The following is a 23851-nucleotide window of genomic DNA, read 5'->3' on the forward strand; positions in this document are numbered from 1 at the left end:
AAAGCATCAATAATTAGAGAGGTAACACATTTGCGAGGAAACACCGATGGCTAAAGGATTTGGAACTCCCATTAACAAAAGGTTAGGTTACGTTTTAACTCTAGTATCTGATCCTAAAATTTATGCTGCTGCTGAAAATGCTTTGCCCTATCTTGATCAAGAGGAATCAGATGAACCTTTCGCTGGTATTACTAATGACTTGTCAATGGCGCGTGTCTGGAAAAGTCGCAAACAAGCCGAAAAAAGTGTTCGGAATTATCTTGGATTTTTAATGGATTGGATGACTGATGAAAATTTAGACGGATTAACTATTTTAATTTGTTCTTTAAACGCTGACAACAAAGGAAAGTTAACGACCGAAATTGCCCAAAAAATGCACCTAGAGAGAGTAGAAAAGAAGTAGCCACTTCAGCACATTATGCACGAAACTGATATGACTAAGGCGTTAATTATGACAGTTCGAGATTGGTATGATAGCCAACCTGAAAAGCTCAAAATTGAAAAAATTCATCTCATGGTTGGTGAATTTACCTGTGTCGAACCGGTCAGTTTACAATTTGCCTTTGAAGTTCACACTGCTAATACTTTTCTTGCTGGTGTGGAATTAGCAATTAAAAATATTCCCCTAATTGCTTATTGTCATTGCTGTCAAAAGGATTATAACCCCCAAATTGGCCAGCAATATTCCTGCCCAACTTGTCGATCGCCGATGGAGGATATTCGTTCAGGTCGAGAGTTAAAAATTGACCACATTGAATATTCTTTAGTTTCTTAAAAAAAGTTGGGCGATCGCTGATAAAATTTCGATGATCAATTATTCATTCTCAACTAAAATGCACCAAACTTTTGACGCAGCCCTAGAAATTAATCTACTTCATGCCAATCAAGCAGGAGCCGATCACAACCGGGAACATTTTGACGAGTGGGGCATTACCTGTTTAAACTTGATGAGTAGTCCTGGTGCGGGTAAAACTGTATTATTGGAAAAAACCCTCGCCACCTTAAAAGATCAATTAAAAATGGCTGTTATTGAAGGCGATATGACTACAGAACTAGATGCAGAGCGCCTGAGACAATACGGAGTTCCCGTGATTGCCATTAATACAGGTCGCTCCTGTCACTTAGATTCCAAAATGGTAGCTGGGGGAATCCATCGTTTTAAAGAAGATTATAACCCGAAAGAGTTTGATTTATTGTTGGTGGAAAATGTGGGAAATTTAGTTTGTCCCGCCGAATTTGAGGTAGGGGAACACGCTAAAGTTGCTCTATTAAGTATTACGGAAGGAGAAGATAAACCCCTCAAATATCCAATTATGTTTCAAGAAGCGGATTGTCTGATTATTACTAAATTAGATTTGGCTCCTTATTTAGAGATTGATTTACAACGTTTAGAAGCAAATGTTCGTTCTATGAATCCTGATGTAACCATTATTGCTCTTTCTGCTCAAACAGGAGAAGGTTTAGAAGAGTGGTTAAATTGGCTAAAAAGCCAAGTCCATAGGCCGAAGTTTTTGAATTGTTAATCAGTAACAGTTTTTGAGATTTATTTCTGTTTTACTAGCTGTAATCTCTAAAGGCTATTACCTATGAAACGGCGCAATTTTTTCTCCTTACCTCTCGTTTTTTTTAGTAGCTTACTCCTAACCATTAGTTGTAATCAAGCTCCTCAGCAAACCCCCAATGCAAGTAGTTCTCTAAATAATACTGCCCCCATTGTCATTGGTTATAGTAACTGGGCCGGTTGGTGGCCATGGGCGATCGCTGAAGAAGAGGGATTATTTGCTAAAAATGGGGCTAATGTTCAAATGAAATGGTTTGATGGTTATCTTGAATCCTTGCAAGCTTTAGCTGCCGGACAATTAGATGGAAATAGTCAAACTCTCAACGATACCATCGCTTTTGCAGGAGATGCAGTCAATGGTCAAGTTGCTGTTTTAGTCAATGATAACTCGTCAGGAAATGATAAAATTATTGTCACAGAAGAGATTAAAACGATTCAAGATTTAAAAGGCAAAAAAGTTGCTGTTGAAGAAGGGGTTGTCGGTGATTTTCTCCTCAGTTTAGCCCTAGAAAAAGAAGGGATGAGCCGTAAAGATGTGCAAATTGTTCCCATGGAAACAGGGGCTGCTGCCGCCGCTTTTGCATCGGGAAAAGTGGATGCAGTTGCTGCTTTCCCCCCCTTTTGGTCAACCGCCCTTAAACGAAAAGGTTCTAAAGAATTAATTAGTTCTAAAGCTTTTCCCGGTGCTATTCCTGATTTATTAGTTGTCAGTGCCAAATTAATCAAAGAAAAACCAGAACAGGTTCAGGCTCTTGTCAAAACCTGGTTTGATGTTCGAGAGTTTATGGCTAAAAATCCCCAAAAAGCCGATGAGATTATGGCCAAGCGTGCGGGCATTAGTCCAGAAGAATTAGTCCTATATAAAGAGGGAACGAAGTTTTTTACTTTAGAAGAAAACCTAGAAGCGTTTAGTCCGGGGAAAACCATGAAAAATATGCCCTTTGCCGCTCAAAAAATGGCTGATTTTATGATGGAAGTTGGCTTTATTAAAAAAGTCCCCGATCTAACAACTATTCTAGATTCCCAATTTGTCAAAGCCTTGGCAAATCAAGACAAAAAATCCTAATTAGTCCCTCGATCATTGGCTACAATAATTGTTTGATAACTGGGTGATATTGGCTGTCAAAATTATTCTTTTCTTTTAAAAATTCCATGACCACAACACCTAAAACGCTTCCTCAAAGCACTTTTTGGCGGATTACCGAGGATATTCCCGAATCTCTAAAGTGGATTTTAATGGTTTCCTCTATTATTTTCCCGCTTATTTTATGGTTACTAATCTCTAGTTTTGCGGGCATTGAATCCGTATTTTTACCCTCTCCTTTAGCCGTTATTCAGGCCTTAGGAAAATTAGCAGAACAGGGCTTTTTAATTCAAGATACTATTACCAGTTTTTTACGAGTAGTTGGCGGCTTTTTTTTGGGAGGATTGTTTGCTATTCCCCTGGGGATTTTAATGGGAACTTTTCCGAGTATTCGTAGTTTAATGGAACCGATTATTGGCGTTGTCCGTTATATGCCCGCTCCTGCTTTTATTCCGCTATTGGTTATTTATTTGGGTATTGGAGAAACGTCAAAGATAATGCTGATTTTTATCGGGACAATTTTCTTTAATACTTTGATGATTATGGATGCAGTTAAGTTCATTCCTCGGGAATTAATCGAAGTAACTTATACCCTTGGCGGAAATCGAAAACAGGTTTTATTTAAAGTGATTACTCCCTATATTATTCCTAATATTATTGATACTTTTCGCGTTAATATGGCGGCGGCGTGGAATTTGGTAGTGGTAGCGGAATTGGTAGCGGCGGATAATGGATTAGGCAAACGCATTTTATTGGCTCAGAAATTTCTGAGAACCGATGAAATTTTTGCCTGTTTAATTGTCCTTGGAATTATTGGCTTTGCTCTAGATTTAAGTTTTCGTTTGTTTTTGCATTGGACTTGTAAATGGTCAATTACTCGTTAACCTAAAAACTCAAGCACAGAGTTTATTATGTCACCCGTAAAATTATTTTAATGATAAGAGAAGGATATTAATGCACTTAGAAATTACTCAACTCAATAAAATTTTCACCACTAAACGAGGTGCTGTGGTCGCGCTGAAAGATATTAATTTACACGTTGACAGTGCTGAATTTGTCTGTGCGGTCGGGGCCTCTGGTTCGGGAAAATCGACTTTGTTGCGAATGATTGCGGGTTTAGAACTGCCCACTTCCGGCAAAATTACCGTTGATGGTGTTGAAGTGACAGGGCCAGGAGCCGATCGCGGCATGGTTTTTCAAAATTATACACTCTATCCCTGGATGACGATCCAAAAAAATGTTGAATTTGGCTTAAAACTACAGGGATTATCGACAAAAGAATGCTGGGAAGTGGCCTGTTATTATCTGGATATTGTCGGTTTAACTCAATTCGCTAATGCTTATCCTAGAGAACTATCGGGTGGGATGAAACAACGGGTGGCGATCGCCCGCTCTCTTGCCTGTCATCCCAAAGTCTTATTAATGGACGAACCCTTTGCCGCTTTAGATGTACAAACCAAAGAAAGAATGCACGAATATTTAATTGAAATTTGGCAAAAAATCAGGTGTAGTATTTTAATGATTACCCATGATGTGGATGAAGCGGTTTTTTTGGCGCAACGTATTTATGTTTTGAGTGCTAGGCCAGGGACTATACAACGGGAATTAACAATTAATTTACCCGCAGATCGTAATTATAAAATTAAACGACAATCTCAGTTTTATGACTATACGGATCAAATTTACGGCCTACTACGGGGTGAGAAATCCTAGAAAAAACTAGGGAGCATCAAGAGTATTCCTGGATTGAAAATAAGTTAGAGCAGCAAAAATTATCCTCAAACAGCGATCGCTGCTGCCGCCAACCCTAGATAAATGATGGAACAGTTGTTCAACCATTAAGATTTTGTGATAATCCTGGGCAAGTGTGATCTAAAGTACAGCTTTTTTTGGGAAAGTTTCTTCATCGGTGCTGCCTTGGGTCGCCAATATGATAGAATGGCAGTAAATTGATACAAAACTTTACTTCAAGGTGAATCTATGCCGTTTACGATCGAATCAGCGCGGAGCATTTTCCCCAACACGCTATCAGCGGATGTGGTTCCCGCCACGATTGCGCGTTTTAATCAGCTGAATACCGAAGATCAACTAGCCTTGATTTGGTTTGCCTACCTAGAAATGGGCAAAACCATCACCGTTGCCGCCCCCGGCGCTGCTAGTATGGTGTTTGCCGAAAAAACCATGAATGAAATTCGGCAGATGTCACCCTTGCAACAATCGCAGGTGATGTGCGACTTAGCTAACCATGCTGACACCCCGGTTTGTCGCACCTACAGCACTTGGTCTGCTAATATCAAACTGGGATTCTGGTATCAATTAGGACAATGGATGGAAAATGGCAGTGTTGCCCCAATTCCCAAGGGTTATGAACTATCTGCTAATGCCAGTGCCGTTTTAGACGGGATTAAAAAATTAGAGTCGGGACAACAAATCACCGTTCTGCGGAATTGTGTGGTGGATATGGGCTACGATCCCAAGAAACTGGGCGATTATAACCGTATTTCCGAACCCGTGGTTCCTCCCCAAAATATTGCCGAACGGACCAAAGTTAGCATTGAAGGCGTTACCAATGCCACCGTCCTCAACTATATGGACAACCTCAACGCGAATGACTTTGATGTATTAATTGAATTATTCACCCCTGACGGCGCTCTGCAACCACCTTTCCAACGTCCCGTCGTCGGTAAAGAGGCAGTATATCGCTTTTTCCGGGAAGAATGCCAAAATTTGAAATTAATCCCCGAACGCGGTGTAGTAGAACCCGCCGATGACGGTTTTACTCAGATTAAAGTGACGGGAAAAGTACAAACTCCTTGGTTTGGTGCAGGTGTGGGTATGAATATGGCATGGCGCTTCCTCCTAACTCCTGATAATAAAATTTTCTTCGTAGCGATCGATTTATTAGCTTCTCCGAAAGAATTATTAAACTTTGCCCGTGGCTAAATAGCTACTGAGAGAAATCATTAAAAATTCTGATGAAACTTATTAGAGTTCCTTGTCAAGTGAACTCTTTTTTTTATACAATTAAAAGGCTGACTTAAAAAAATTGGTAAATACACCGGTTTCTTCTCCGATCTAGGTAAGAATAACTAAACAATTATTCTTACAGATGTGGGCGAAAAGAGTCGAGGTAGTTCAAAAATCCAAAATTATCATCCCTAAAACTAAAATCATGCCTATGAGTGAAATAATTTGGTCAGATACCGAACAAGAAATTGCTCAAACTGCTTTCCAAAAAGCGTATCAGCGCGAAACTAGCACTTTAATAGAACATATTAAAGAACAGTCTGGTCAGATCACGGTTTTAGATGATATATGGCAAATGCACGATTATCTAAGCGCCCGACGACATCAGATTGATGGTAAATATGACTATCGCTATACTTCCCTAATTTTTGTCTTTGCTCAACTATTAAAGGAAGGATGGTTAAAGCTAGAAGATCTCAACGGTTTGGAAAAAGATAAACTAGCGAAAATCGCTGCTCTCTCGCGAATGTAAATTAATGATTAGCATTAAGCTATCAGCTTTCTGCTCCTAGTTAGGTGACTAAAAAATTCATCTCTAGATAATCAACACCGTCTTAAGTTTTTCCTAAGCGGCAACCAATTCCGCTAGAATGAGTCAATCATTCGGACCGCTTTTCGCTTGTTTTGCACCTTTGGTTTATGTTCAAAAATCTTTTACTTCCCCTAGGAATATCTATCTTTCTCGGTGTTTGTCAGTCTTTGTCAGCCGCCGAATCAGCTATCATCAAATACTACATCTTCCAAGGGGCCGTATCGGTATCAGAATTAAAGCAATTGAGCGAAACAGGCGAATTAGCTCCCGCTTTAGCGGCACAATTAAAGATGGCTAACCAAAAACCCGAAGAATTTCGTAAAATCCTTAATCGTCGGGTAGCGGTGGATGCCGTCTTTCTTTCCAAATTTCTTAATAGTTTTTTTGGCGAAAGTTTGCTAGATTACGCCGCCGAAATTGTCCACACCCCCAATCGGGCCGCTAGTCGGCAAGCTTTACGGAGTGCCTTAGTCACTTCTGCACTTAATGATAATGAGATTCAAATTATCGAAGTCCTCGCTAATTATCCCACCAGCGAGGTTCATGTGGATGGCAATCGTCTGCTCGATTTAATCAACCAAGTTGAATCAGTATTGAAAAAAATGCCCCGTTTACCTTTCTGATATTAAATCCGCCTTTCAGGTTTTCATGAATTGCTCTCTAAATTGAATAGATTAGGATAATCTAGTAATAATAATGACTACTTCTTTGTCTGAAAGGAAAACAGTTAGCGCCAAACCTTTTTTAAAGTGGGCGGGAGGCAAAACTCAACTGGTTCCTAATATTCTATCTTTGATTAATTCCCAGATTTCTCAGGATTGTCAGTTTAACTACATTGAACCTTTTGTCGGAGGTGGGGCAGTTTTATTCTCAGTCTTAAATAATTTTTCTCCTGTCCAAAAAGTCATTATTAATGACATTAATCCTGATTTAATCATGGCTTATAATGTTATTAAAAATAATGTCAGAGAATTAATAGTCAAGCTTAAACAAATTCAGCAGGATTTTTATGAACTTAAAAATCTAGAGGAACAACAAAAGTTTTTTTTAGATAAAAGAATAGAATTTAATTCTCGCAGCTGCGATGACTGTCTAGAAAAAACAGTTTTGTTATTATTTCTCAATAAAACTTGTTTTAATGGACTTTATAGAGTCAATAGCAAAGGACTTTTTAATGTCCCCTTTGGAAAATATGTCAAACCGTTGATCTGCAATGAAGAAAACCTATTAGCTGTCAACTATCATTTACAGAAAGTGACGATCCTACAAGGAGATTTTGTCCAAACTCTAAATTATGCCAATAACAAGACTTTATTTTATTTTGATCCTCCCTATAAACCGATTAAAAAAACATCAGCTTTTACCTCTTATACTAAAGAAGATTTTAACGATGAGGAGCAAATACGATTAAAACAATTTATCGATCGAGTGGATCAGGCCGGTTATAAATTTATTTTAAGTAATTCCGACCTTAAAAACTTTGACTCTGACAATAATTTTTTTGATGATTTATATAAAGATTATAATATTCAAAGGATAAAAGCCCGAAGAAATATTAATTCTAAAGGCAATAATAGGGGAGAAATTTGGGAATTACTGATCAATAATTAACAAAAATTAAGCCTAACAGAAAAGAGGGGTCAATCAGATAAACCCTAAAAAAAGCGATTTTCATCAGATAAGCTCCCAAAATTCTTTTATTGATCGAGGGACACTAGCAAACGAGAAGGGTACAATTGCAGATTCAGAGAATAAAGTCGGTTGACAAGAAATTAGATTGGCGTTCTTTGAGGATTTGAGTGATCAAAGATTTGTTTAAGTCAGTTTCCTTCGCCGCAACCAGCGTCCTGATTGAGAACGAGCGCAAAGCATCGCTCACCGACAATGTACCTTCCGCCGAATCTTTCCTACCGGTGAAGGGGAAAGTATCCGGTCCCCTTTGACACTGACTGTTGATGTTAACTCGACAGACTTGATTGACTAAGGGATCAATCAGGGTAGCGATCGCCTCGGTATCTTGACCGAAAATGCTGACCTGTTGACCGTAGTTGGAATTGACGATGTAGTTGATGGGAGTTTCCAAATCGTCATAGGGCATCACGGGAATCACCGGACCAAACTGCTCTTCATGGTACAAGCGCATTTGAGCCGTAACCAGATAGACTACGGCTGGATAGAAAAACGTTTCCCTGATCGTTCCCCCTCCAGCGTTGACCACTTCTGCGCCGAATTTTTTAGCATCTTCCAGCAATTCCGTTAGGTATTGAGGCTTACCCGGTTCTGCCAGAGGTGTTAGCGTCACCCCCTCATCCCAGGGCATCCCAAATTTGAGGTTATTCACCGCCAACCTAAATTGTTCGATAAACGCTTCAGCAATCTGGCGATGTACAAACAGGATCTTCAATGCCGTACACCGTTGCCCGTTGTAGGAAAGCGTTCCTAAAATACATTCCTTAACCGTCAAATTGAGGTCAGCATCGGGCAGGATAATGGCGGGATTTTTTGCCTCTAATCCGTAAATGGTGCGGAGGCGGTTAAGTTTGGGGTGTTGCTTTTCTAAGCTATTGGCTGCCCGACTCGAGCCGATGAAGGCCAACACATCGACCAAACCAGATGCCATCAGGGGCGGAGTCACGGTGCGTCCAGAACCATAGATGATATTGACTACGCCGGGGGGAAACGCTTTCTGAAAAGCCGACTGCAAGGGATAGAGGGGTAGGGTGCCGGGTCGGGGCGTTTTGACCACTACGGTATTCCCCATAATTAGAGCGGGAATCAGTAGGGTGAAGGTTTCGTTCAAGGGATAGTTAGACGGTCCCATACACAACACCACACCCAAGGGAGCTCGCCGAATTTGTCCAATGACTCCCTCGACGATTTCAAACCGGGAAGAGACGCGATCGAGATTTTTTAGGGCATCGATGGTATCGCGGATATAGTCCAGGGTGCGGTCGAATTCCTTCTGCGAATCGGCAGCAATTCTCATTTTGAAATAAATAGAGCATTAACCCCGATTTTGGCAAGGAAAATATAGTACGAAGCAACTATTTTCTAGAAGAGGCGAACAATAAAAAAAACAATTGGCTAGACAAATTAAGTATAAATACCCAAGCAATCAAAGAGGTTGGCTGAGAACGAACAGGGTTAAATCAGGAAGATAGTTCTGTTTTTAGAATAGAGAATTCAAGGGAAATAAAAATTTATAATTATTGTCAGCTAAGGTAAAATGGGTGAGATAGAAATCCACCGGCACGTCAAATTATTCCAAGATGGCTCAAAAAGCGGCAACCCTAGAAATTTCGGAATTAATGCAATTTTTCCATCAAGAATTAGATGATTTACCCGATGAGAGGAAACCTGGAAATAATAGAAAATATGAGATAAAAGATGCCGTGATGGCTGCATTTTCAGTCTTTTTTACTCAGTCGCCGTCTTTTTTAGACCATCAACGTTTAATGAAAAGCAATAAGGGAAAAGATAATGCTGAAAGTTTATTTTCAATTAAAAAAATTCCTGGGGATAATCAAATAAGAAATTTGCTAGATCCAGTGCCAGCATCTAATATCTCTAGGACTTTTCAAAAAGTCTATGAATGGTTAAAAGAAAAGGGAGTTTTGAAAAAGTTTCTCTACTTAGATGGAGAAATATTAGTGGCGTTAGATGGCACAGAATATTTCTCATCCAAGAAAATTAATTGCCCTCATTGTAACTGTCGTAATCATCGAAATGGAACTACAACTTATTTTCATGGCTGTGTCACACCGATAGTAGTTTCTCCTAAGCAAAAACAAGTAATTAATTTAGAGCCAGAATTCATTAAAAAACAAGATGGACATCAAAAACAAGACTGTGAAAATGCGGCCATTAAAAGATGGTTAAATAGGAATCATAAAAATAAGTATGGTTATCCTGTAACTCTTTTAGGAGACGACTTATATTCTCACGAACCTGTTTGTAAATTAGCGGTAAAACAAGGTTATAATTTTATTTTTGTTTGTTTGGAAACGTCGCATAAAACTTTATATGAATGGCTAGAATTTTTAGAAAAAAGTGGCGAAGTTAGGACCGTTGAAAAGAAACAATGGGATGGACGAAAAAATCTAATTTATCGTTATCGTTATGCTTCTAGAGTTCCCTTAAGAGAGGGGGACTCAAGTCTCGAAGTTAATTGGTGTGAAGTGACTGTTATCAATGAAAAAACCCAGAAAACTATCTACCAAAATAATTGGATAACTAATCATAAAATCACGGAAAATAATGTCGAAGAAATTGTCAAAGCTGGACGTAGCAGATGGAAAGTTGAAAATGAAGGCAATAACGTTCTTAAAAATCATGGTTATAATTTAGAGCATAACTTTGGTCACGGTCAGAATCATTTGTGCGAGTTCTTATTGTCTTTGAATTTACTAGCTTTTTTATTTCATACCGTGTTGGATTTAGTTAATTACACCTATCAAAAGATTCGTGAGCTATTAGTAACTAGGACTTCTTTCTTTAATGATATTCGTACCCTATTAAAATTTATTTGGTTTAAGAATTGGTCGGAATTTTTCTCATTTATTCTAACCGAATATGTCCCATTTAAAAAAGTAAATTCTAGTTAAAAATGTCAGAACTCTTGAAGAAAAAAAAGAAAGTTGTTCATAAAAAAACTAAAAATTTTGTTAGAATTTCATCCAGATTTATGAGTTGAAATCGATTTTTTGTGGACAAAGTTCTTAAAACCTGTCTATCTCCAGCTTTGGATGATAATTATCTGTCAAAAAATCATGCTTCTACACAAGTTCTCTATTTAAATAAGAGAATTTTATCTGATTTTTTTCAAAATGAGAATTGCTGCTTAAATTCAGTGCCGTCTAACTCTAGCATTTTCTGATCGACGGCACTTTGGTCAGTGGCATCCATTCCCTTGAGGGCAGCAGCGATCGCACCATTGACGTTGGTCACCGCTTTGAGAACGCCCTTGCCACCGTAGTGAGTAGGATCGCCATCCCGTAATTCCAGCGCTTCCCCACTCCCCGTAGATGCTCCAGAAGGTACTGCCGCTCGACCCTTGCTGTTGTCTGCCAAAATGACATCGACTTCAACCGTCGGATTGCCACGAGAGTCGAGAATTTGTCGGGCATAAATGGTTTGAATGCTTGCGTCCATCGGTTTTACTCCTACTTGATTAGAATATTCAAGGGTATCTAGTCTGCCCTTAGAGAGACCCCCAGACAAAATAGCTCTGCGGGCCTTGGTCGCTTGTCATGGATTCGATGATTCTGATGCTACCCCATCAAAATAGGGTTGTCCAACAATCCAGGCACTTTCCTTATTTTATATACCAGTTTTATTATGTTAAGTTTAAGAACAACTATAGATTAAGACCGTTTGTTTGGCTAAACTCTTACCATATTCGCTAGTGCAAAGGGACTTTATCCACGGGAGTTCCGTCCATCTCAAATAAAACGGGCGCAAAAGCTCAGTCGCTCTTCATGTTATTTTCCGAGAAAATGGGATTAATTCGGCGTTGTCAAATTGAAAGATGATCCGAATCAGCTTGGAACTGAAATTACCTTGACTTGCCCTGCGCCAACTTGAAGGGGTCGAAGGGGTCGAAGGGTAGCAAGGATTGCATGGCATCTTTCATATTCTGATCTGACAACGCCTATGTTGACCTCACTAGCTTAGGAAACGCTATAATTTCGCTCAAAGTCAAGATTTTACGGCTCTTCTAGGTTCTGTGTGATAAGTTTAACTTACAGAGGATCGATCAATCTTTGTGTCCTTTGTGTCTTTGTGGTTCCTTCCACTCGCTCGCCAGAAAGAATGTATCTTAGAATACATTTTGCCCACCAAACCTAAGAGAGTCATTTTACTGCGTTTACGAGCTTTATTATCGGGCTAAAGCCTTGTCTTTTCTAATTTAGGTTCAAATAGTGCTTAGTTTATATATTTTTCAGCTTACTAGCCCCCGCTCTTTCTTTCCACCCTTATCGCGAACTGACGTTAGTTTAATGATAAGTAGTCGTGCAAAATTAATTTCCTAGTGAAGATAGGCAAGAGGTGGTTAGATATGTGTAATTAATTTTGCTTAGGTACTTAACAAAAGCTTCAGATTCAAAGCTTTAACTAGGGCTTGCTAAAAATTACTGTAAGCCTTGCTAGGAAACGTTTTTGGCACTTTTTAGCCTAAAAAGTGCAAGAAAAAGACGTTGAGCAATCGAAATAGAGACTCAAAACCCTTGCACTTTCATTGTCGATTGCAAAGGGTTCTACTTCCCAGTTCGCGAGGTCATTCTGTTATTCTGACTTCCCTGACCGACGATCTGATACTGACTCCTAGCCCCACCAACAAACTTTTTCATAGGAACAGCTTACCATGAAAAAATTATGCAAGAAGTCTAATCAAGACTGTCCACTAATCGATTACTGAAATGAGGATAGTTCTGGGAATTATCGGTTAGAAAGACCGCAGTTTCCTCGCGACCACCCCCATTCTTCCACCCCCACGGAAATTTGGGAACCGCGACGGACATCTCCTTTCGATAAGTCTATCAGAGTCACACTGACTGCGGAGAATAAACTGCCACGATAAATCGGTTGTCCTTTGTTGTTAGTATTTTTAAAACTAAGACTAGAAACTTGGGGAGGTTGACTGGAGCTTGTCCAGCGAATGCGCTCAAAACGTCCATTGATAAATTCTGCAGAATAGGACCAACCGTTATTCATGCGGCCTCGACAAAAAAGCTGTTGTGTGGCTACGGTAGCAGGAATATTGACAGATAAACTCAGAAGGCTGAATGCAGCGAGGGTGATCGGCAAAAATTTCATAAAAGTTGGCACTATAGGGTCAAATAATCCCATTATAAGTTTTTAGCTCGCAAATTTAACTATTGCAGCCCCGGTAAGTTCTGGTTTTTCGAGGTGGGGAACATGGCCACAGCGAGGAATCCAGACCAGTTGATTATTACGTAAGGCCTGCTGAAATTTCTCCGCGTCTTTTGTGCCTAAGATTTGATCGTTTTCTCCCCAAATAATCAGAGTTTCTTGGTTAATTTGGCTTAATTTTGGTAAAAATGACCCATAACCGCCACTTTTGGTAAAGGAGATTAAAGCCTCACTCCAGTGGGGACAATTCAGGTGCAGATTAGCACAGGTGCAAGCATCAACAGTGGCTAAAGTTGCATCGAAATAGGCAGTACGACTGATATTTTGACGCACGCGGGGATTAGCTAAAAAATTAGTTGCCCACTTATAGAGGGGAGAAAACATCAATTTACCCAAAACCGGGGGATTAGCTAGTCCGGCGCTGTCAATCAGGACTAATTTCGCCACTATTTCTGGGTAGGAGAGGGCAAAATCCAGGGCCACTGCACCCCCCATGGAAGCACCGACTAAAATTATCGGTTCGGCGATCGCAGTTTGCCAGAAATGGTAAAGATGGCTTTTAATAGTTTTGGGAGATACTTCTAAATCTGGGTATCGCTCAGTAAAACCGAAGCCGAGTAGATCTATCGCCCAAGTCTCCCTATTTTGGGCAAGTAAAGGTAGTAAACGCCGAAATTCCAGTAGGGAACTATCAAAACCGTGCAGGAGGAGAAAAGGCGGTTGACCTTGCCCTTGTTGACTATAGGTGGTTAGAATCGATCGAGGATAGATGGGGCTATCGATGGCAATTTGTTGGATATTCTGGAGGAGAGCAAGGGAGGTATCTTCGCTCAATCCCTCGCTAAAAGTGGGTAAAAAGTTAGGATAATTCACGGATGAGGGCGAAAGTTTTCTAGATTTTCCGAGCATCGGTGCTGATTTTAAGCTGTTGACTATCTAAATTACTCGTTAGGACTGTCCAGGAGCAGGAGAGCGAGGAGAGAGAGTTCGAGCATTTGTACTAAAATACTCAATAGGCAGTTTAAATGCAGTACAGCTTAACTGATAGCTAAAGGTTATATTAATAGCTAATTTCGAGGGTGACAGCAGCGCGCAGGGTTTGTTCCCCTCCGATAACCGGGCTACTGGCAGCATCGGCACTCCGAAAAACCGCTTCTGAGCGGGCTATTGGCACGGGATTACTGGTATTACCCACTTGGATAGAAACCGTTTCTTTCGGGACTAAACCGAGGGCCTGTAACACGATTGTGGCCTGTTCTCTAGCTTGTTCCGTGGCTTTGATGAGAGCGGTTCTTTGGGCAGCTGGGATCGCTGATTCCCCAGCAGTAAAACTTACCCCATCGATGCGTGTTGCCCCGACTTTCACCGCTTCATCGATTAAACTCCCCGCTTGGGCTATATCAATCTGAAAACTAATCAAATTAGCCCCGATATAACCGATTAAACGTCTTTGGTTGTTGCTGAAGTCGTAATTGGGCTGTAAACTAATGCCGGTGGTTTCCAATTTTTCCACTTGACGGGAACGGAGAAATTTAACCACCGCATCGCTACGATTGGCGGTTTCCCGCTGCACCTTACCCGCTTCTTTGCCTTGAACTTCTACCCCTAAGCGCACTATTGCTTGAGAAGTGGCGATATTCTCTATTCCTTCTCCCGTCACGGTAATTGTCCTCAATTCTCTTGGGTTTGCGTAGCTGGGCATAACTAATCCGGTGTTGATGAGGATAAGGGACAGTAAAAAAGCCAAGCAAAATTTTTTGTAATTCATGAAAAATCCGTAGCGATCGATACTATATATCGATTCTAGTGTTTATTTTGGGCAATTGAGTGGAAGATTATCCCTTTTCTGTCACTTTAAAAGGTCTGTTTAATGATCGCTGGCGTTTTCATCTACCGATTCTAACTGTTGACGCACATCATCGATCGCTAGATTTAACTGGGCAATTTTATCTTCTAAACTGCGGCGGGCCATTTCCATGCCTTCCTCTGGAGTCAAGCGCCCATTGCGGATGCTCTCCAAAAAAGATTGATTGTCGGCATCTTCCAAACTGCGACGACTGCGATTAGCCAACACCGTCCCTAAAACACCGCCCACTAAACCACCGACAATCGCACCGGCTAAAAAACCGCCCGTAAACCCATCTCGCTGACTCATAATCCCTTTTTCTCCTAATAGGTTCCAAAAGCTCGATCGCCGGCATCGCCCAACCCCGGCACGATGTAACCGCGGCTATTTAATCCTTCATCGATAATAGCCGTATAAATGTTCAAACTGGGATAATTTTGACTCAATTTCTGTAAAGCTGGCGGAGCAGCCACCACGGAAATCAGGCGAATCAGGGCAGGATCAACGCCTCTGCGGGTAATTTCTGCCATTGCCATTGAAATTGATCCCCCTGTGGCTAACATCGGTTCAAGAATTAAGACTCTCGTGGCCGGATCAAAACTGGCAGGTAATTTATTTAAATAACAACTCGTCTCTAAGGTTTCCTCATTTCTGGCCAAACCGAGGTGATAGGTACTAGCTAGAGGTAAAAGGCTTTGGGCCCCTTCCAACAGAGCTAATCCTGCCCGTAAAATCGGGACTACGGCGATCGGTACGCTAGGATCGATAAAAGTAGCGGCACATTCCGCTAGAGGGGTTTTAACGCTAGTTTCCAGGGTCGGCAACCATTGCCGCGCCGCTTCGTAGGTTAACCAGCGCCCTAGTTCCGTCATCGCTGTTTTAAACAGTACCGAGGGGGTATTTTGATCACGAGCGATCGCTAACCAATGCTTAACTAGAGGATGTTCAGGAACATAGACGCGCAGTTGTAAAACCATGAAAACACTAGAACTCGATCGAGGGCTAAACTTTATCTTAAGGGAAAAAGCCGTCGGGATTCAGTTATCAGTTATCACCTTTTTTTTCCCTTCTCCCCTAACACCCAAAACTGGGTTAAAATATAAAGCAAGCCAGAAGCTTGTGAGTTGCTTCTGACTTGGGTAATTTTAACGACGACGGGTTCTTTGTCGTCTCCGGGCTACTGCTTTACGCTTTCTCTTTTCTTGAGGGGTTTCAAAAAATTGATGCTTTTTGATATCCGCATAAATTCCCGCTTTCGCTACCTGTCGCTTAAAACGACGCAGGGCTGATTCGATCGCCTCGTTCTGACCAACTACCACTTGGGTCATTAACCTAATTCACCTCCTGTAACTGCTCTCTGCCTAAAAAATGCCAACTTCTCATTATAGCATAATCTAGGGTAAAAAGCGATCCAAGGCGGCCTTTAATTCTTCGATTTCTGTCTCGATACTACCTTCCTGGGCAGCTCGGGCAATACATTCGCTCAGATGTTCGTCGAGAATAATTCTGGCAACGCGATCAATCGCCCCGCGAATAGCGGCAATTTGCATCAAAACTTCGGGACAGGGGCGATTTTCCGATACCATCGTCTTGATGCCGCGAATATGTCCTTCGATCCGCGAGAGACGGTTAATAATTTGCTTCAGGGAAGCTTCGCTATGGACGTGGGGAGTCCCTTTTGACTCGTGGTCATGGCCCGTCTCGTCGTGGTTGTGAAGGGGGTCGAAAGGGGTAATTTGATTAGTCAAGGGTTTACTGTCAATTCAGTTCTACTTTCTAGTGTGCCACAGTTGCGAACCCCCAGCCCCTAGGATGGTTTTGTCTGGGTTAAATTTCGCTTCAAGGGTCTTCGCTTTGCCAATCCGGGCAATTTTCGCCTTGATTCCAACCGGAGGGATGAAATCCACAAATTAGACGCTGACGGGTTTCTCGACTCTGACCGTAGGATTGACCGTGGTAGTGACGACAACCGGTGCAGGTTTGGGGACGGGAGCAAGGCACTTGATTAAAACCAAGTTGCGATCGCAAAATCTGACACTGCGATTGATAATTGTGCCAGTTTTTGTCAATCGCTCTTTGTCGGATAAAATTAGCCCTATTCATGATGATCAGTGATACTAAATCCTGTTTAAAATGTATAGGAAAGTGGGGTGTAGGGTGTGGGAAGCAAAAAGTTGATCACTGATCACTGAAATAACCTACTAATGATAGTTTAGATTGACTATGAAAAAGATGATATTGACTTTACTATTAGCTTGGCTTTTAGTTGCTAATATGAATAGCCAAGGGGTTTTAGCGATGACGATCGATTTTCAATGGTCGGGAAATCAAGGCTATACAGCTAAAGGTTCTTTTAGTTATGATGAAAAAACGGCCCCAGCTATCTTTTCGGAAAAAGGTTCGGGAAAAACGCAAGTTTTAGAAAATTTTCAAGTATCTTTTTATGATAACAGTGGTCAAGAGATCGCTAAATACGATAATGTCAGCGGGGGAATTTCTTCGGCTAATTATTTTCAGTTTAATTTTAATACCAAAACTGGTCAAGTTTTTGGCTCGATCGATCTAGGGGGTGAAGGGATGGGGGAAATCTATCTTCAAGGGGTGGTTAACGATAATTTGGCACTCTTGCGGGTGGAGTCGGCAGATCTGATCATGGATGAGGATGATTCACCAGAAATTATCACTCAGTTTTAACTCAATCGATCGGGAGAGTAGGGATCATCCTAGCCTGATTTTTCTGCTAATTCTAACCAGCGATCGGTTAAATTATCAATTTTTTGACTTAATTGAGCTAATTCTTCGGTCAGAGCGGTTATTTTGGTAAAATCTTCTAGGGGTTTTCCATAAAGTACCTGTTCAATTTCAGCTTTTTTTGCTTCTAAAATTGGTATTTGTTTTTCGATGTCTTCGTATTCTTTTTTCTCTTTAAAAGAGATTTTTTTATTGATGGGTGAGGGAGAAGCTTTAACAGTTTTTGGGGTGACTTTTTTTTCTTTTGGTTCCTCCTCGTCTTTTTTCTGATCGAGATAAAGGGAATAATTACCCGGATATTGACGGATATTACCCCCGGTTTCAAAGGCAAAAATAGTATCAACTACTCGATCGAGAAAATAGCGATCATGGGAAACGACAATCACACAACCGTTAAAGTCCTCTAAATATTCTTCCAAAATTGCTAAAGTCTGCACATCGAGATCATTGGTGGGTTCATCTAAGATTAAAACATTAGGCGCACTCATCAAAACTCGTAGTAAAAATAAGCGTCGTCTTTCTCCTCCAGAAAGTTTATAAATTGGTGCATACTGTTGATCGGGAGGAAAGAGAAATTTTTCTAACATCTGGGAAGCGGTAATCACGCTGCCGTCTAGGGTTTTGACTAATTCGGCCACACTTTTCAGATATTCGATCACTCTTTGATTTTCGTTGATATTGAGATCATCGGATTGTTGATCAAAGTAACCAATATGAATAGTGGAACCGATGTCAACCTTGCCTAAATCGGGAAGAGTTTTCCCGGTAATAATATCCATGAGAGTAGATTTTCCTACCCCATTACTGCCAATAATACCGATGCGATCTTCGGGAGTAAAAATATAGGTAAAATCTTTAATTAAAGTGCGATCTCCGTAAGCTTTCGAGATATTTTCTAGTTCAATAACTTTTTTGCCGATGCGTCTTCCTGCGGTGGCAATATCGACTTTTCCTTCCACCTGTTTAAATTCCTTATTACCCATGGACTGAATGCGATCAATCCGCGCTTTTTGTTTGGTACTGCGAGCTTTTGGTCCTCGGGATAACCATTCTAATTCCCGTCGTAAAACTCCCGCGTGTTTGCGTTGACTACTGGCGATCGATTCTTCCGCTAAAGCTTTTTTTTCTAGATAATAAGCGTAATTTCCCCCATAAGTAGATAAGTCTCCCCGATCGATTTCAATGATGCGATTAGTCACTCGATCGAGAAAATAGCGATCGTGAGTAATTAATAATAATCCTCCCCGAAAACGGGACAAATAACTCTGTAACCACTCCACGGAAAGTGCGTCTAAATGGTTGGTGGGTTCATCCATCAATAAACAGTCAGGATCGGCTAAAAGTGCGGTAGCGATGGCGATTCTTTTGCGATATCCCCCCGATAAATCTCCCACGCGAGCATTAAAATTATCGATGCCCAGTTTGCTTAAAATAACTTTAGCATTGGTTTCTAAATCCCAGGCGGCAAGTTTATCAATTTGTTGCGAAATTCTTGACAAACGTTCCATAATAGTATCCAGATTTTCTGGCTCATGGACAAGGCGATCAGACAATTCCTCGTATTCCTTAATTAAAGTCATGCTTTCGCCACTATCGGCGAAAACCTGCTCTAAAACCGTTTTATCGTTGTCTAGCTGGGGTTGCTGGGGTAAATAGACGATTTTCATTCCCGAATTGATTTGAATTTCGCCCCCATCGATCGATTCTAAACCAGCGATCATTTTCAATAGGGTCGATTTTCCCGATCCATTTGTACCGATCAGGCCGACTTTATCGCGATCATCGAGGCTAAAACTGGCATCTTTGAGAATTTCCTTGATACCGAAGTCTTTTTTGAGCGATCGAACCGTCAGCAGTGTCATGATTTCTGGGAATAATCCTTCTTTTCTATTGTAATGTCTCGACTAATATAAGCAGCGTGGTTTCAAAAAATTAACCAACTAATACCATTTGCATCTGGTAAATTACCTAATTTTCAGGAAAAAAGTTGGCTCTTCTAGGTTCTGTGTGATAAGTTTAACTTACAATGTGATCGATCTTTGTGTCCTTTGTGTCTTTGTGGTTCGCTCCACCCCCTCGCTAGGAGTAATGTATCTTAGAATACATTTTACTCACCAAACCTGGGAGAGCCAAAAGTTCCGAAAATTTCCCCCCGATCCTTCCAAAAACTGGCACTTTTTGATTTCCAAAAAGCCTAAAAGTTTTACCCAACAAGGTTTTGGCTCTTCGGTTTGTGTTATGCAGTCGATTTATGCTCCCCTATTGAACCATACTAAGTAAGGTTTTTAGATTTATTCAGCAAGTCCTAAATAAAATCGTTCAGTTCAAGGGATAGGTGGTGCGTTACGATGGATTGTTACCTTGAAGTCAAAACAGCAATTTTTGCCGTCTAACGCACCCCCGGTTTTAGTGACAAGATAACTGCTCTGGGTATAGCTAGGAACTTAAATTTGCACCTGTTTGAGATGACGACGGGGATCAGTGGTACGCTGAGATTTAATTTTCTCGTATAATTCTCGTTCGATCGCCGTTAACTGTTTGGGAGTATCGATGACAATTTTGACTAATTGATCGCCGCGTTGTCCTTTATTATCGATCCAACCTTTACCTCGTAAGCGTAGGGATTGACTGGAACGAATACCTGCGGGAACTTTTACCGTCACCAGGCCATCGGGGGTAGGAACTTCGATCGCTGTACCTAAAACCGCCTCATCGGGAGTAATCGGCACTTCACAGGTTAAATTGTCGCCTTCAAAAGTAAAGAAAGGATGGGGTTCTAATTCCACATCGAGAAATAGATCTCCCCGTTGTTTACTCAAGGGATCGATTAGTCCTTTACCTCTTACCCGGAGACGATTACCGGTTTTGGTTCCTGGGGGGATTTTGATATCGATCATTTCTCCGGCTAAATTAACCCGTTTTTGTACTCCTCGTAAAGCTTCCCCAAAAGTCAGACGCAGTTTAGCGGTGGAGATACCAGAAGTGACCGATTGCGGTGGAGTGCGAGCGCCGGCAAAGTCGTTAAAATTGCTAAAATCGCCAAATCCTCCCCCCGGAGTCCCGTAGGAATGGGAACCGGGGCGAGTACCGCCGGAGCGGCCCATGCGACCGAGCAGTTCATTGATAAAATCATCAAAGGTGCTGTACTGGCTAAAGTCAAAACCGTCGGAACCAAAGTCAACCCCCCCATTGCCGCTGGGTCTATTCGATCGCCCGGCCTGTTGCCAATATTGTCCAAATTGATCGTATTTTTGGCGTTTTTCGCTATCGGAGAGGACTTCGTAAGCTTCACTAATTTCTTTAAAACGTTCTTCGGCGCTTTTATCGTTAGGATTGCGATCGGGGTGATATTTGACGGCTAATTTGCGAAAAGCTTTTTTAATTTCTTCGGCGCTGGCAGTTTTACCTACTCCCAGAACGGCATAATAATCTTTATAATCTGCGGCAGGCATTGATACGCTATCTCCTTAGCAATGAGGATTCAGTCGGGATATTCCTAATCTAACTTAATTTTATCGCTGTCAGGCTTGAATCAGTGATCGGTGATCGGTTAACAGTAACCAGTAACCGGTGATCAGTGAAAATAAAGTGCCGAAGTTTTCACTTAACACTATCTACTTAAAACTCCAATCTGATAACTGATAACTGATCACTGATAACTGATCACTGAAAGGGGAATTGCCGACGACGACGATACCAAGTTCCCACAGCTACTAACAAAGCAATGAGGGTAAAAGCCATCATTAGGGGCAGTATATCGCCTTTTCCTAGAGATTTTAAACCCGCACCCATCATGACAAAGGGTAAAATTCCGGGGACAGTGCCTAATAAAGTACCGATAAAATAATCGCGAAAACGAATAGAAGTTAATCCTGCAACAAAGTTAACAATACCGTAGGGAATAATCGGTAATAGACGGATAGCAAACATATAAAATAGTCCCCCTTGCTGCATTTCTGCATCGATCGCTTGCCATTTTCCTTGAAATTTTTTGGCGGTATATTCCCGGCCAATAGTACGGGTAAACGCAAAGGCAACTATAGCGGCAACCAAAGCGGCGATCGTTGTCCAAACTGTTCCCATAACCACCCCAAAGATGGCCCCACCGCTAAGGTTTAAGGGGGTAGAAGGCAGAATTAAAATTGTCCCGATCGTATAGAGAATAATATACAAGATGGGGGCGATAATTCCCATTTGTTTTAACCAAATCTGTAATTGTTGGGAGTCGATACCACCGATCAGATAAACTCCGATCGCCGTGGCCATAATACAAATTATGGTTAGGATCATGACACCACTTTTAGTTTTAGACATTTAACGGCAATTTTTGGCTAAGTTCGGGTTGCAAAACACAAGATGCAGCCGGGGTCTATACTTCCCTGTTGCCAAAAATATAGCAGAAATCCGCTTTTGCCACAAACCCTAAGTAGCATCATGTTCAACTAATTGACGATAATTATTTTTCTGGTCTGAAAAGCCAACTCTTGAAAAAGGGGACAATTGTTAATTATTATTAAAAGTATATTTACTAATTAACCAAAATACCAGTGAAACTAGCTCAAGCTCAGACGATATTAACAGACACTTTAACCGTATTTTGGGGAGAATGGTTAGATTTACGGGCGAGAGTCCTTCAGATCGCCGCTACAGGTCTAATTTCTCCCCTAATCTATATTATTGGTTTCGGGTTGGGGTTGGGAAGCGCCCTCGATCGCTCGATGAAACCCTCGATCGGCGATTCTTATCTAGAATTTATTTTACCCGGAATGGTGGCCCTGTCCTCAATGGCGATCAGTTTCGTGGGAACTACCTTTTCTATCTGCGGCGATCGCTTATTTAGTAAAACCTTCGAGGAATTATTATTACTTCCCGTCCATCCCCTCTCATTATTTTTAGGCAAAGTTCTTGCGGGAATTTTGCGGGGTGTAATGACTTCTGCATCAGTGATTCTTGTTGCTATCTTATTTACAGGAAAATTTGCCAGTTTTCTCAATCCGCTCTTTTTATTAGTTTTAATCTTAAATTGTGCTGTCTTTGCTGGTTTAGGGGCAGTTGTCGGATTGCGAGTTACATCCATCGAAAGTGTCAATCTGTATAATAATTTTTTGATCGTGCCGATGTCTTTTTTAGGAGCAACTTTTTTCGATCCAAAAACCTTACCCTGGGCATTAAAAATTATTGTTTATGCCTTGCCCCTCACCTATACTAGTCTAGCATTAAGAGGCGCAGCCTACGATATTAATCAATTTCCTTGGTTCGCTATCCCCATTTTATTAATCTTCGCTATTCTTCTCTCGATCGTCGGCGCTTATCAATTCTCCCATCAACGGGATTAAATCAGTTATCAGTTATCAGATTTTAGTTTTCAGTGAATAGTATTAAGTGGCAAGTTTTGATCTTTCTTTTCACCGATTACTGTTTACCGATAAAAGCAACAAGCTCCTGACTTCTATTCCCTGACTTCTTTTTACTTTGAATAAACATATCCTTTTTTATAAACCCTACGATGTATTATGTCAGTTTACTGATGAACATGGTCGCTCAACTTTAAAAGATTATCTTCCCATCCCGAAGATCTATTCCGTCGGTCGTTTAGATAGGGATAGTGAGGGATTATTATTACTCACAGATAACGGTCAATTACAGCATCGTTTGGGTCATCGTCAATTTGCCCATTTGCGTAGCTATTGGGTACAAGTAGAAAGAATTCCTGACCTAAATGCTTTAGAAAAATTGCGTCAAGGTCTTCATATTCAGGATTATATTACTCGACCAGCAATAGTTAATTTACTAGATTTTGAACCAGATTTACCACCGAGAGAGCCACCGATTCGTTATCGAAAATCTGTCCCCACCGCTTGGTTAGAAATTACTTTAACTGAGGGGAGAAATCGTCAGGTAAGACGGATGACTGCTGCCGTTGGTTATCCGACTTTAAGGTTAATTAGAACAGCTATTACTATTGACAAAAACAATAAATTATGCTTAACAGGATTGCAACCCGGTCAATGGAGAGAAGTGACTGAAAAAGAGAGAAAAGCCTTAGAAAGGTTATAATTTATCTAAGCAACTGCATCCAGATTAAAATCCTTTTGTTTCTATAGATAGGGTTTGCTGAACAAATCTAACTCCCTTCTCCCTTCTTCTCAGTCTCCTATACCTTTTAAAGTGAGGGTT

Annotated in this window: 25 protein-coding genes and 2 pseudogenes; 14 read left to right on the forward strand and 13 right to left on the reverse strand. The window is 41.0% G+C overall.

Features of this window, described 5'->3' with window-relative positions; translation table 11 throughout:
* Positions 1-46 precede the first annotated feature (46 nt).
* From ACE3JL_RS08315 to ACE3JL_RS08360, 10 genes are all read left to right on the forward strand, one after another.
* Positions 47-403: a hypothetical protein gene (locus tag ACE3JL_RS08315; protein WP_271988934.1), complete on the forward strand. Its 357-nt coding sequence runs from the start codon at positions 47-49 to the stop codon at positions 401-403.
* A gap of 15 nt (positions 404-418) precedes the next feature.
* Positions 419-775, forward strand: coding sequence for a hydrogenase maturation nickel metallochaperone HypA (hypA, locus tag ACE3JL_RS08320; RefSeq protein ID WP_375329253.1), 357 nt, complete (start codon positions 419-421; stop codon positions 773-775).
* Between the two features lie 58 nt (positions 776-833).
* Positions 834-1523 carry a hydrogenase nickel incorporation protein HypB gene (gene hypB / locus ACE3JL_RS08325; RefSeq protein ID WP_271988935.1) on the forward strand — a complete coding sequence of 230 codons (690 nt, stop codon included), beginning with the start codon at positions 834-836 and terminating at the stop codon, positions 1521-1523.
* Positions 1524-1586: 63 nt separating this feature from the next.
* A complete protein-coding gene (locus ACE3JL_RS08330) occupies positions 1587-2627 on the forward strand; it encodes an ABC transporter substrate-binding protein (protein WP_375329254.1) in 1041 nt (346 codons plus the stop codon).
* An 86-nt stretch (positions 2628-2713) separates the two neighbouring features.
* Entirely contained in the window at positions 2714-3529 is an 816-nt protein-coding gene (locus tag ACE3JL_RS08335) for an ABC transporter permease (RefSeq protein WP_375329255.1), read from the forward strand.
* A 70-nt stretch (positions 3530-3599) separates the two neighbouring features.
* Positions 3600-4358, forward strand: a complete 759-nt coding sequence (locus tag ACE3JL_RS08340; protein WP_052277856.1) for an ABC transporter ATP-binding protein — start codon at positions 3600-3602, stop codon at positions 4356-4358.
* A gap of 267 nt (positions 4359-4625) precedes the next feature.
* On the forward strand, positions 4626-5588 hold the full coding sequence (locus ACE3JL_RS08345; RefSeq protein ID WP_002788671.1) for an orange carotenoid-binding protein: 963 nt from the start codon (positions 4626-4628) through the stop codon (positions 5586-5588).
* Positions 5589-5754: 166 nt separating this feature from the next.
* Entirely contained in the window at positions 5755-6144 is a 390-nt protein-coding gene (locus tag ACE3JL_RS08350) for a hypothetical protein (RefSeq protein ID WP_008204498.1), read from the forward strand.
* Between the two features lie 167 nt (positions 6145-6311).
* Positions 6312-6827 (forward strand): alpha/beta hydrolase, encoded by a 516-nt coding sequence (locus tag ACE3JL_RS08355; RefSeq protein WP_271988938.1) that lies wholly within the window; start codon positions 6312-6314, stop codon positions 6825-6827.
* Between the two features lie 73 nt (positions 6828-6900).
* Positions 6901-7815 (forward strand): DNA adenine methylase, encoded by a 915-nt coding sequence (locus ACE3JL_RS08360; protein ID WP_375329256.1) that lies wholly within the window; start codon positions 6901-6903, stop codon positions 7813-7815.
* Positions 7816-7948: 133 nt separating this feature from the next.
* On the opposite strand, the gene ACE3JL_RS08365 is transcribed toward ACE3JL_RS08360, so the two are convergent.
* On the reverse strand, positions 7949-9190 hold the full coding sequence (locus tag ACE3JL_RS08365; RefSeq protein ID WP_375329257.1) for an aldehyde dehydrogenase family protein: 1242 nt from the start codon (positions 9188-9190) through the stop codon (positions 7949-7951).
* Between the two features lie 283 nt (positions 9191-9473).
* Between ACE3JL_RS08365 and ACE3JL_RS08370 the strand changes: the two are divergent.
* Positions 9474-10722, forward strand: a pseudogene (locus ACE3JL_RS08370) (ISNCY family transposase).
* 321 nt (positions 10723-11043) lie between these two features.
* Here the strand turns inward: ACE3JL_RS08370 and eno are convergent.
* From eno to ACE3JL_RS08415, 9 genes and pseudogenes are all read right to left on the reverse strand, one after another.
* Positions 11044-11355 (reverse strand): annotated as a pseudogene (gene eno, locus ACE3JL_RS08375) (phosphopyruvate hydratase); the annotation flags it as partial.
* Positions 11356-12642: 1287 nt separating this feature from the next.
* Positions 12643-13020 (reverse strand): hypothetical protein, encoded by a 378-nt coding sequence (locus ACE3JL_RS08380; protein ID WP_375329258.1) that lies wholly within the window; start codon positions 13018-13020, stop codon positions 12643-12645.
* 42 nt (positions 13021-13062) lie between these two features.
* Positions 13063-13986, reverse strand: a complete 924-nt coding sequence (locus ACE3JL_RS08385; RefSeq protein WP_375329259.1) for an alpha/beta fold hydrolase — start codon at positions 13984-13986, stop codon at positions 13063-13065.
* 151 nt (positions 13987-14137) lie between these two features.
* Positions 14138-14845: an SIMPL domain-containing protein gene (locus ACE3JL_RS08390; protein ID WP_375329260.1), complete on the reverse strand. Its 708-nt coding sequence runs from the start codon at positions 14843-14845 to the stop codon at positions 14138-14140.
* A gap of 99 nt (positions 14846-14944) precedes the next feature.
* Complete coding sequence (locus tag ACE3JL_RS08395; RefSeq protein ID WP_271988944.1) at positions 14945-15232, reverse strand: hypothetical protein; 288 nt, start codon at positions 15230-15232, stop codon at positions 14945-14947.
* 14 nt (positions 15233-15246) lie between these two features.
* A complete protein-coding gene (gene upp / locus ACE3JL_RS08400; RefSeq protein WP_271988945.1) occupies positions 15247-15900 on the reverse strand; it encodes a uracil phosphoribosyltransferase in 654 nt (217 codons plus the stop codon).
* Positions 15901-16068: 168 nt separating this feature from the next.
* A complete protein-coding gene (rpsU, locus tag ACE3JL_RS08405; protein ID WP_002738938.1) occupies positions 16069-16251 on the reverse strand; it encodes a 30S ribosomal protein S21 in 183 nt (60 codons plus the stop codon).
* 66 nt (positions 16252-16317) lie between these two features.
* Entirely contained in the window at positions 16318-16671 is a 354-nt protein-coding gene (locus ACE3JL_RS08410; protein ID WP_002766602.1) for a metal-sensing transcriptional repressor, read from the reverse strand.
* 91 nt (positions 16672-16762) lie between these two features.
* Positions 16763-17026 carry a hypothetical protein gene (locus ACE3JL_RS08415; RefSeq protein WP_271988946.1) on the reverse strand — a complete coding sequence of 88 codons (264 nt, stop codon included), beginning with the start codon at positions 17024-17026 and terminating at the stop codon, positions 16763-16765.
* A 120-nt stretch (positions 17027-17146) separates the two neighbouring features.
* On the opposite strand from ACE3JL_RS08415, the gene ACE3JL_RS08420 reads away from it, so the two are divergent.
* Entirely contained in the window at positions 17147-17617 is a 471-nt protein-coding gene (locus ACE3JL_RS08420; RefSeq protein ID WP_375329261.1) for a hypothetical protein, read from the forward strand.
* A 29-nt stretch (positions 17618-17646) separates the two neighbouring features.
* On the opposite strand, the gene ACE3JL_RS08425 is transcribed toward ACE3JL_RS08420, so the two are convergent.
* The 3 genes from ACE3JL_RS08425 to ACE3JL_RS08435 form a co-directional block, all read right to left on the reverse strand.
* Complete coding sequence (locus tag ACE3JL_RS08425) at positions 17647-19536, reverse strand: ABC-F family ATP-binding cassette domain-containing protein (protein ID WP_375329262.1); 1890 nt, start codon at positions 19534-19536, stop codon at positions 17647-17649.
* A gap of 582 nt (positions 19537-20118) precedes the next feature.
* The gene (locus tag ACE3JL_RS08430; protein ID WP_271988949.1) at positions 20119-21126 is read right to left on the reverse strand and encodes a DnaJ C-terminal domain-containing protein; all 1008 of its coding nucleotides are present in this window, start codon (positions 21124-21126) and stop codon (positions 20119-20121) included.
* Positions 21127-21337: 211 nt separating this feature from the next.
* Positions 21338-21988, reverse strand: a complete 651-nt coding sequence (locus tag ACE3JL_RS08435) for a TVP38/TMEM64 family protein (RefSeq protein WP_271988950.1) — start codon at positions 21986-21988, stop codon at positions 21338-21340.
* A gap of 233 nt (positions 21989-22221) precedes the next feature.
* Between ACE3JL_RS08435 and ACE3JL_RS08440 the strand changes: the two genes are divergently transcribed.
* A complete protein-coding gene (locus ACE3JL_RS08440) occupies positions 22222-23010 on the forward strand; it encodes an ABC transporter permease (protein ID WP_375329263.1) in 789 nt (262 codons plus the stop codon).
* A 136-nt stretch (positions 23011-23146) separates the two neighbouring features.
* Entirely contained in the window at positions 23147-23731 is a 585-nt protein-coding gene (locus ACE3JL_RS08445) for a pseudouridine synthase (RefSeq protein ID WP_271988952.1), read from the forward strand.
* Positions 23732-23851 lie beyond the last annotated feature (120 nt).

The organism is Microcystis sp. BLCC-F210 (assembly GCF_042134685.1).
In the GTDB taxonomy this organism is placed as follows: Bacteria; Cyanobacteriota; Cyanobacteriia; order Cyanobacteriales; family Microcystaceae; genus Microcystis; species Microcystis aeruginosa_D.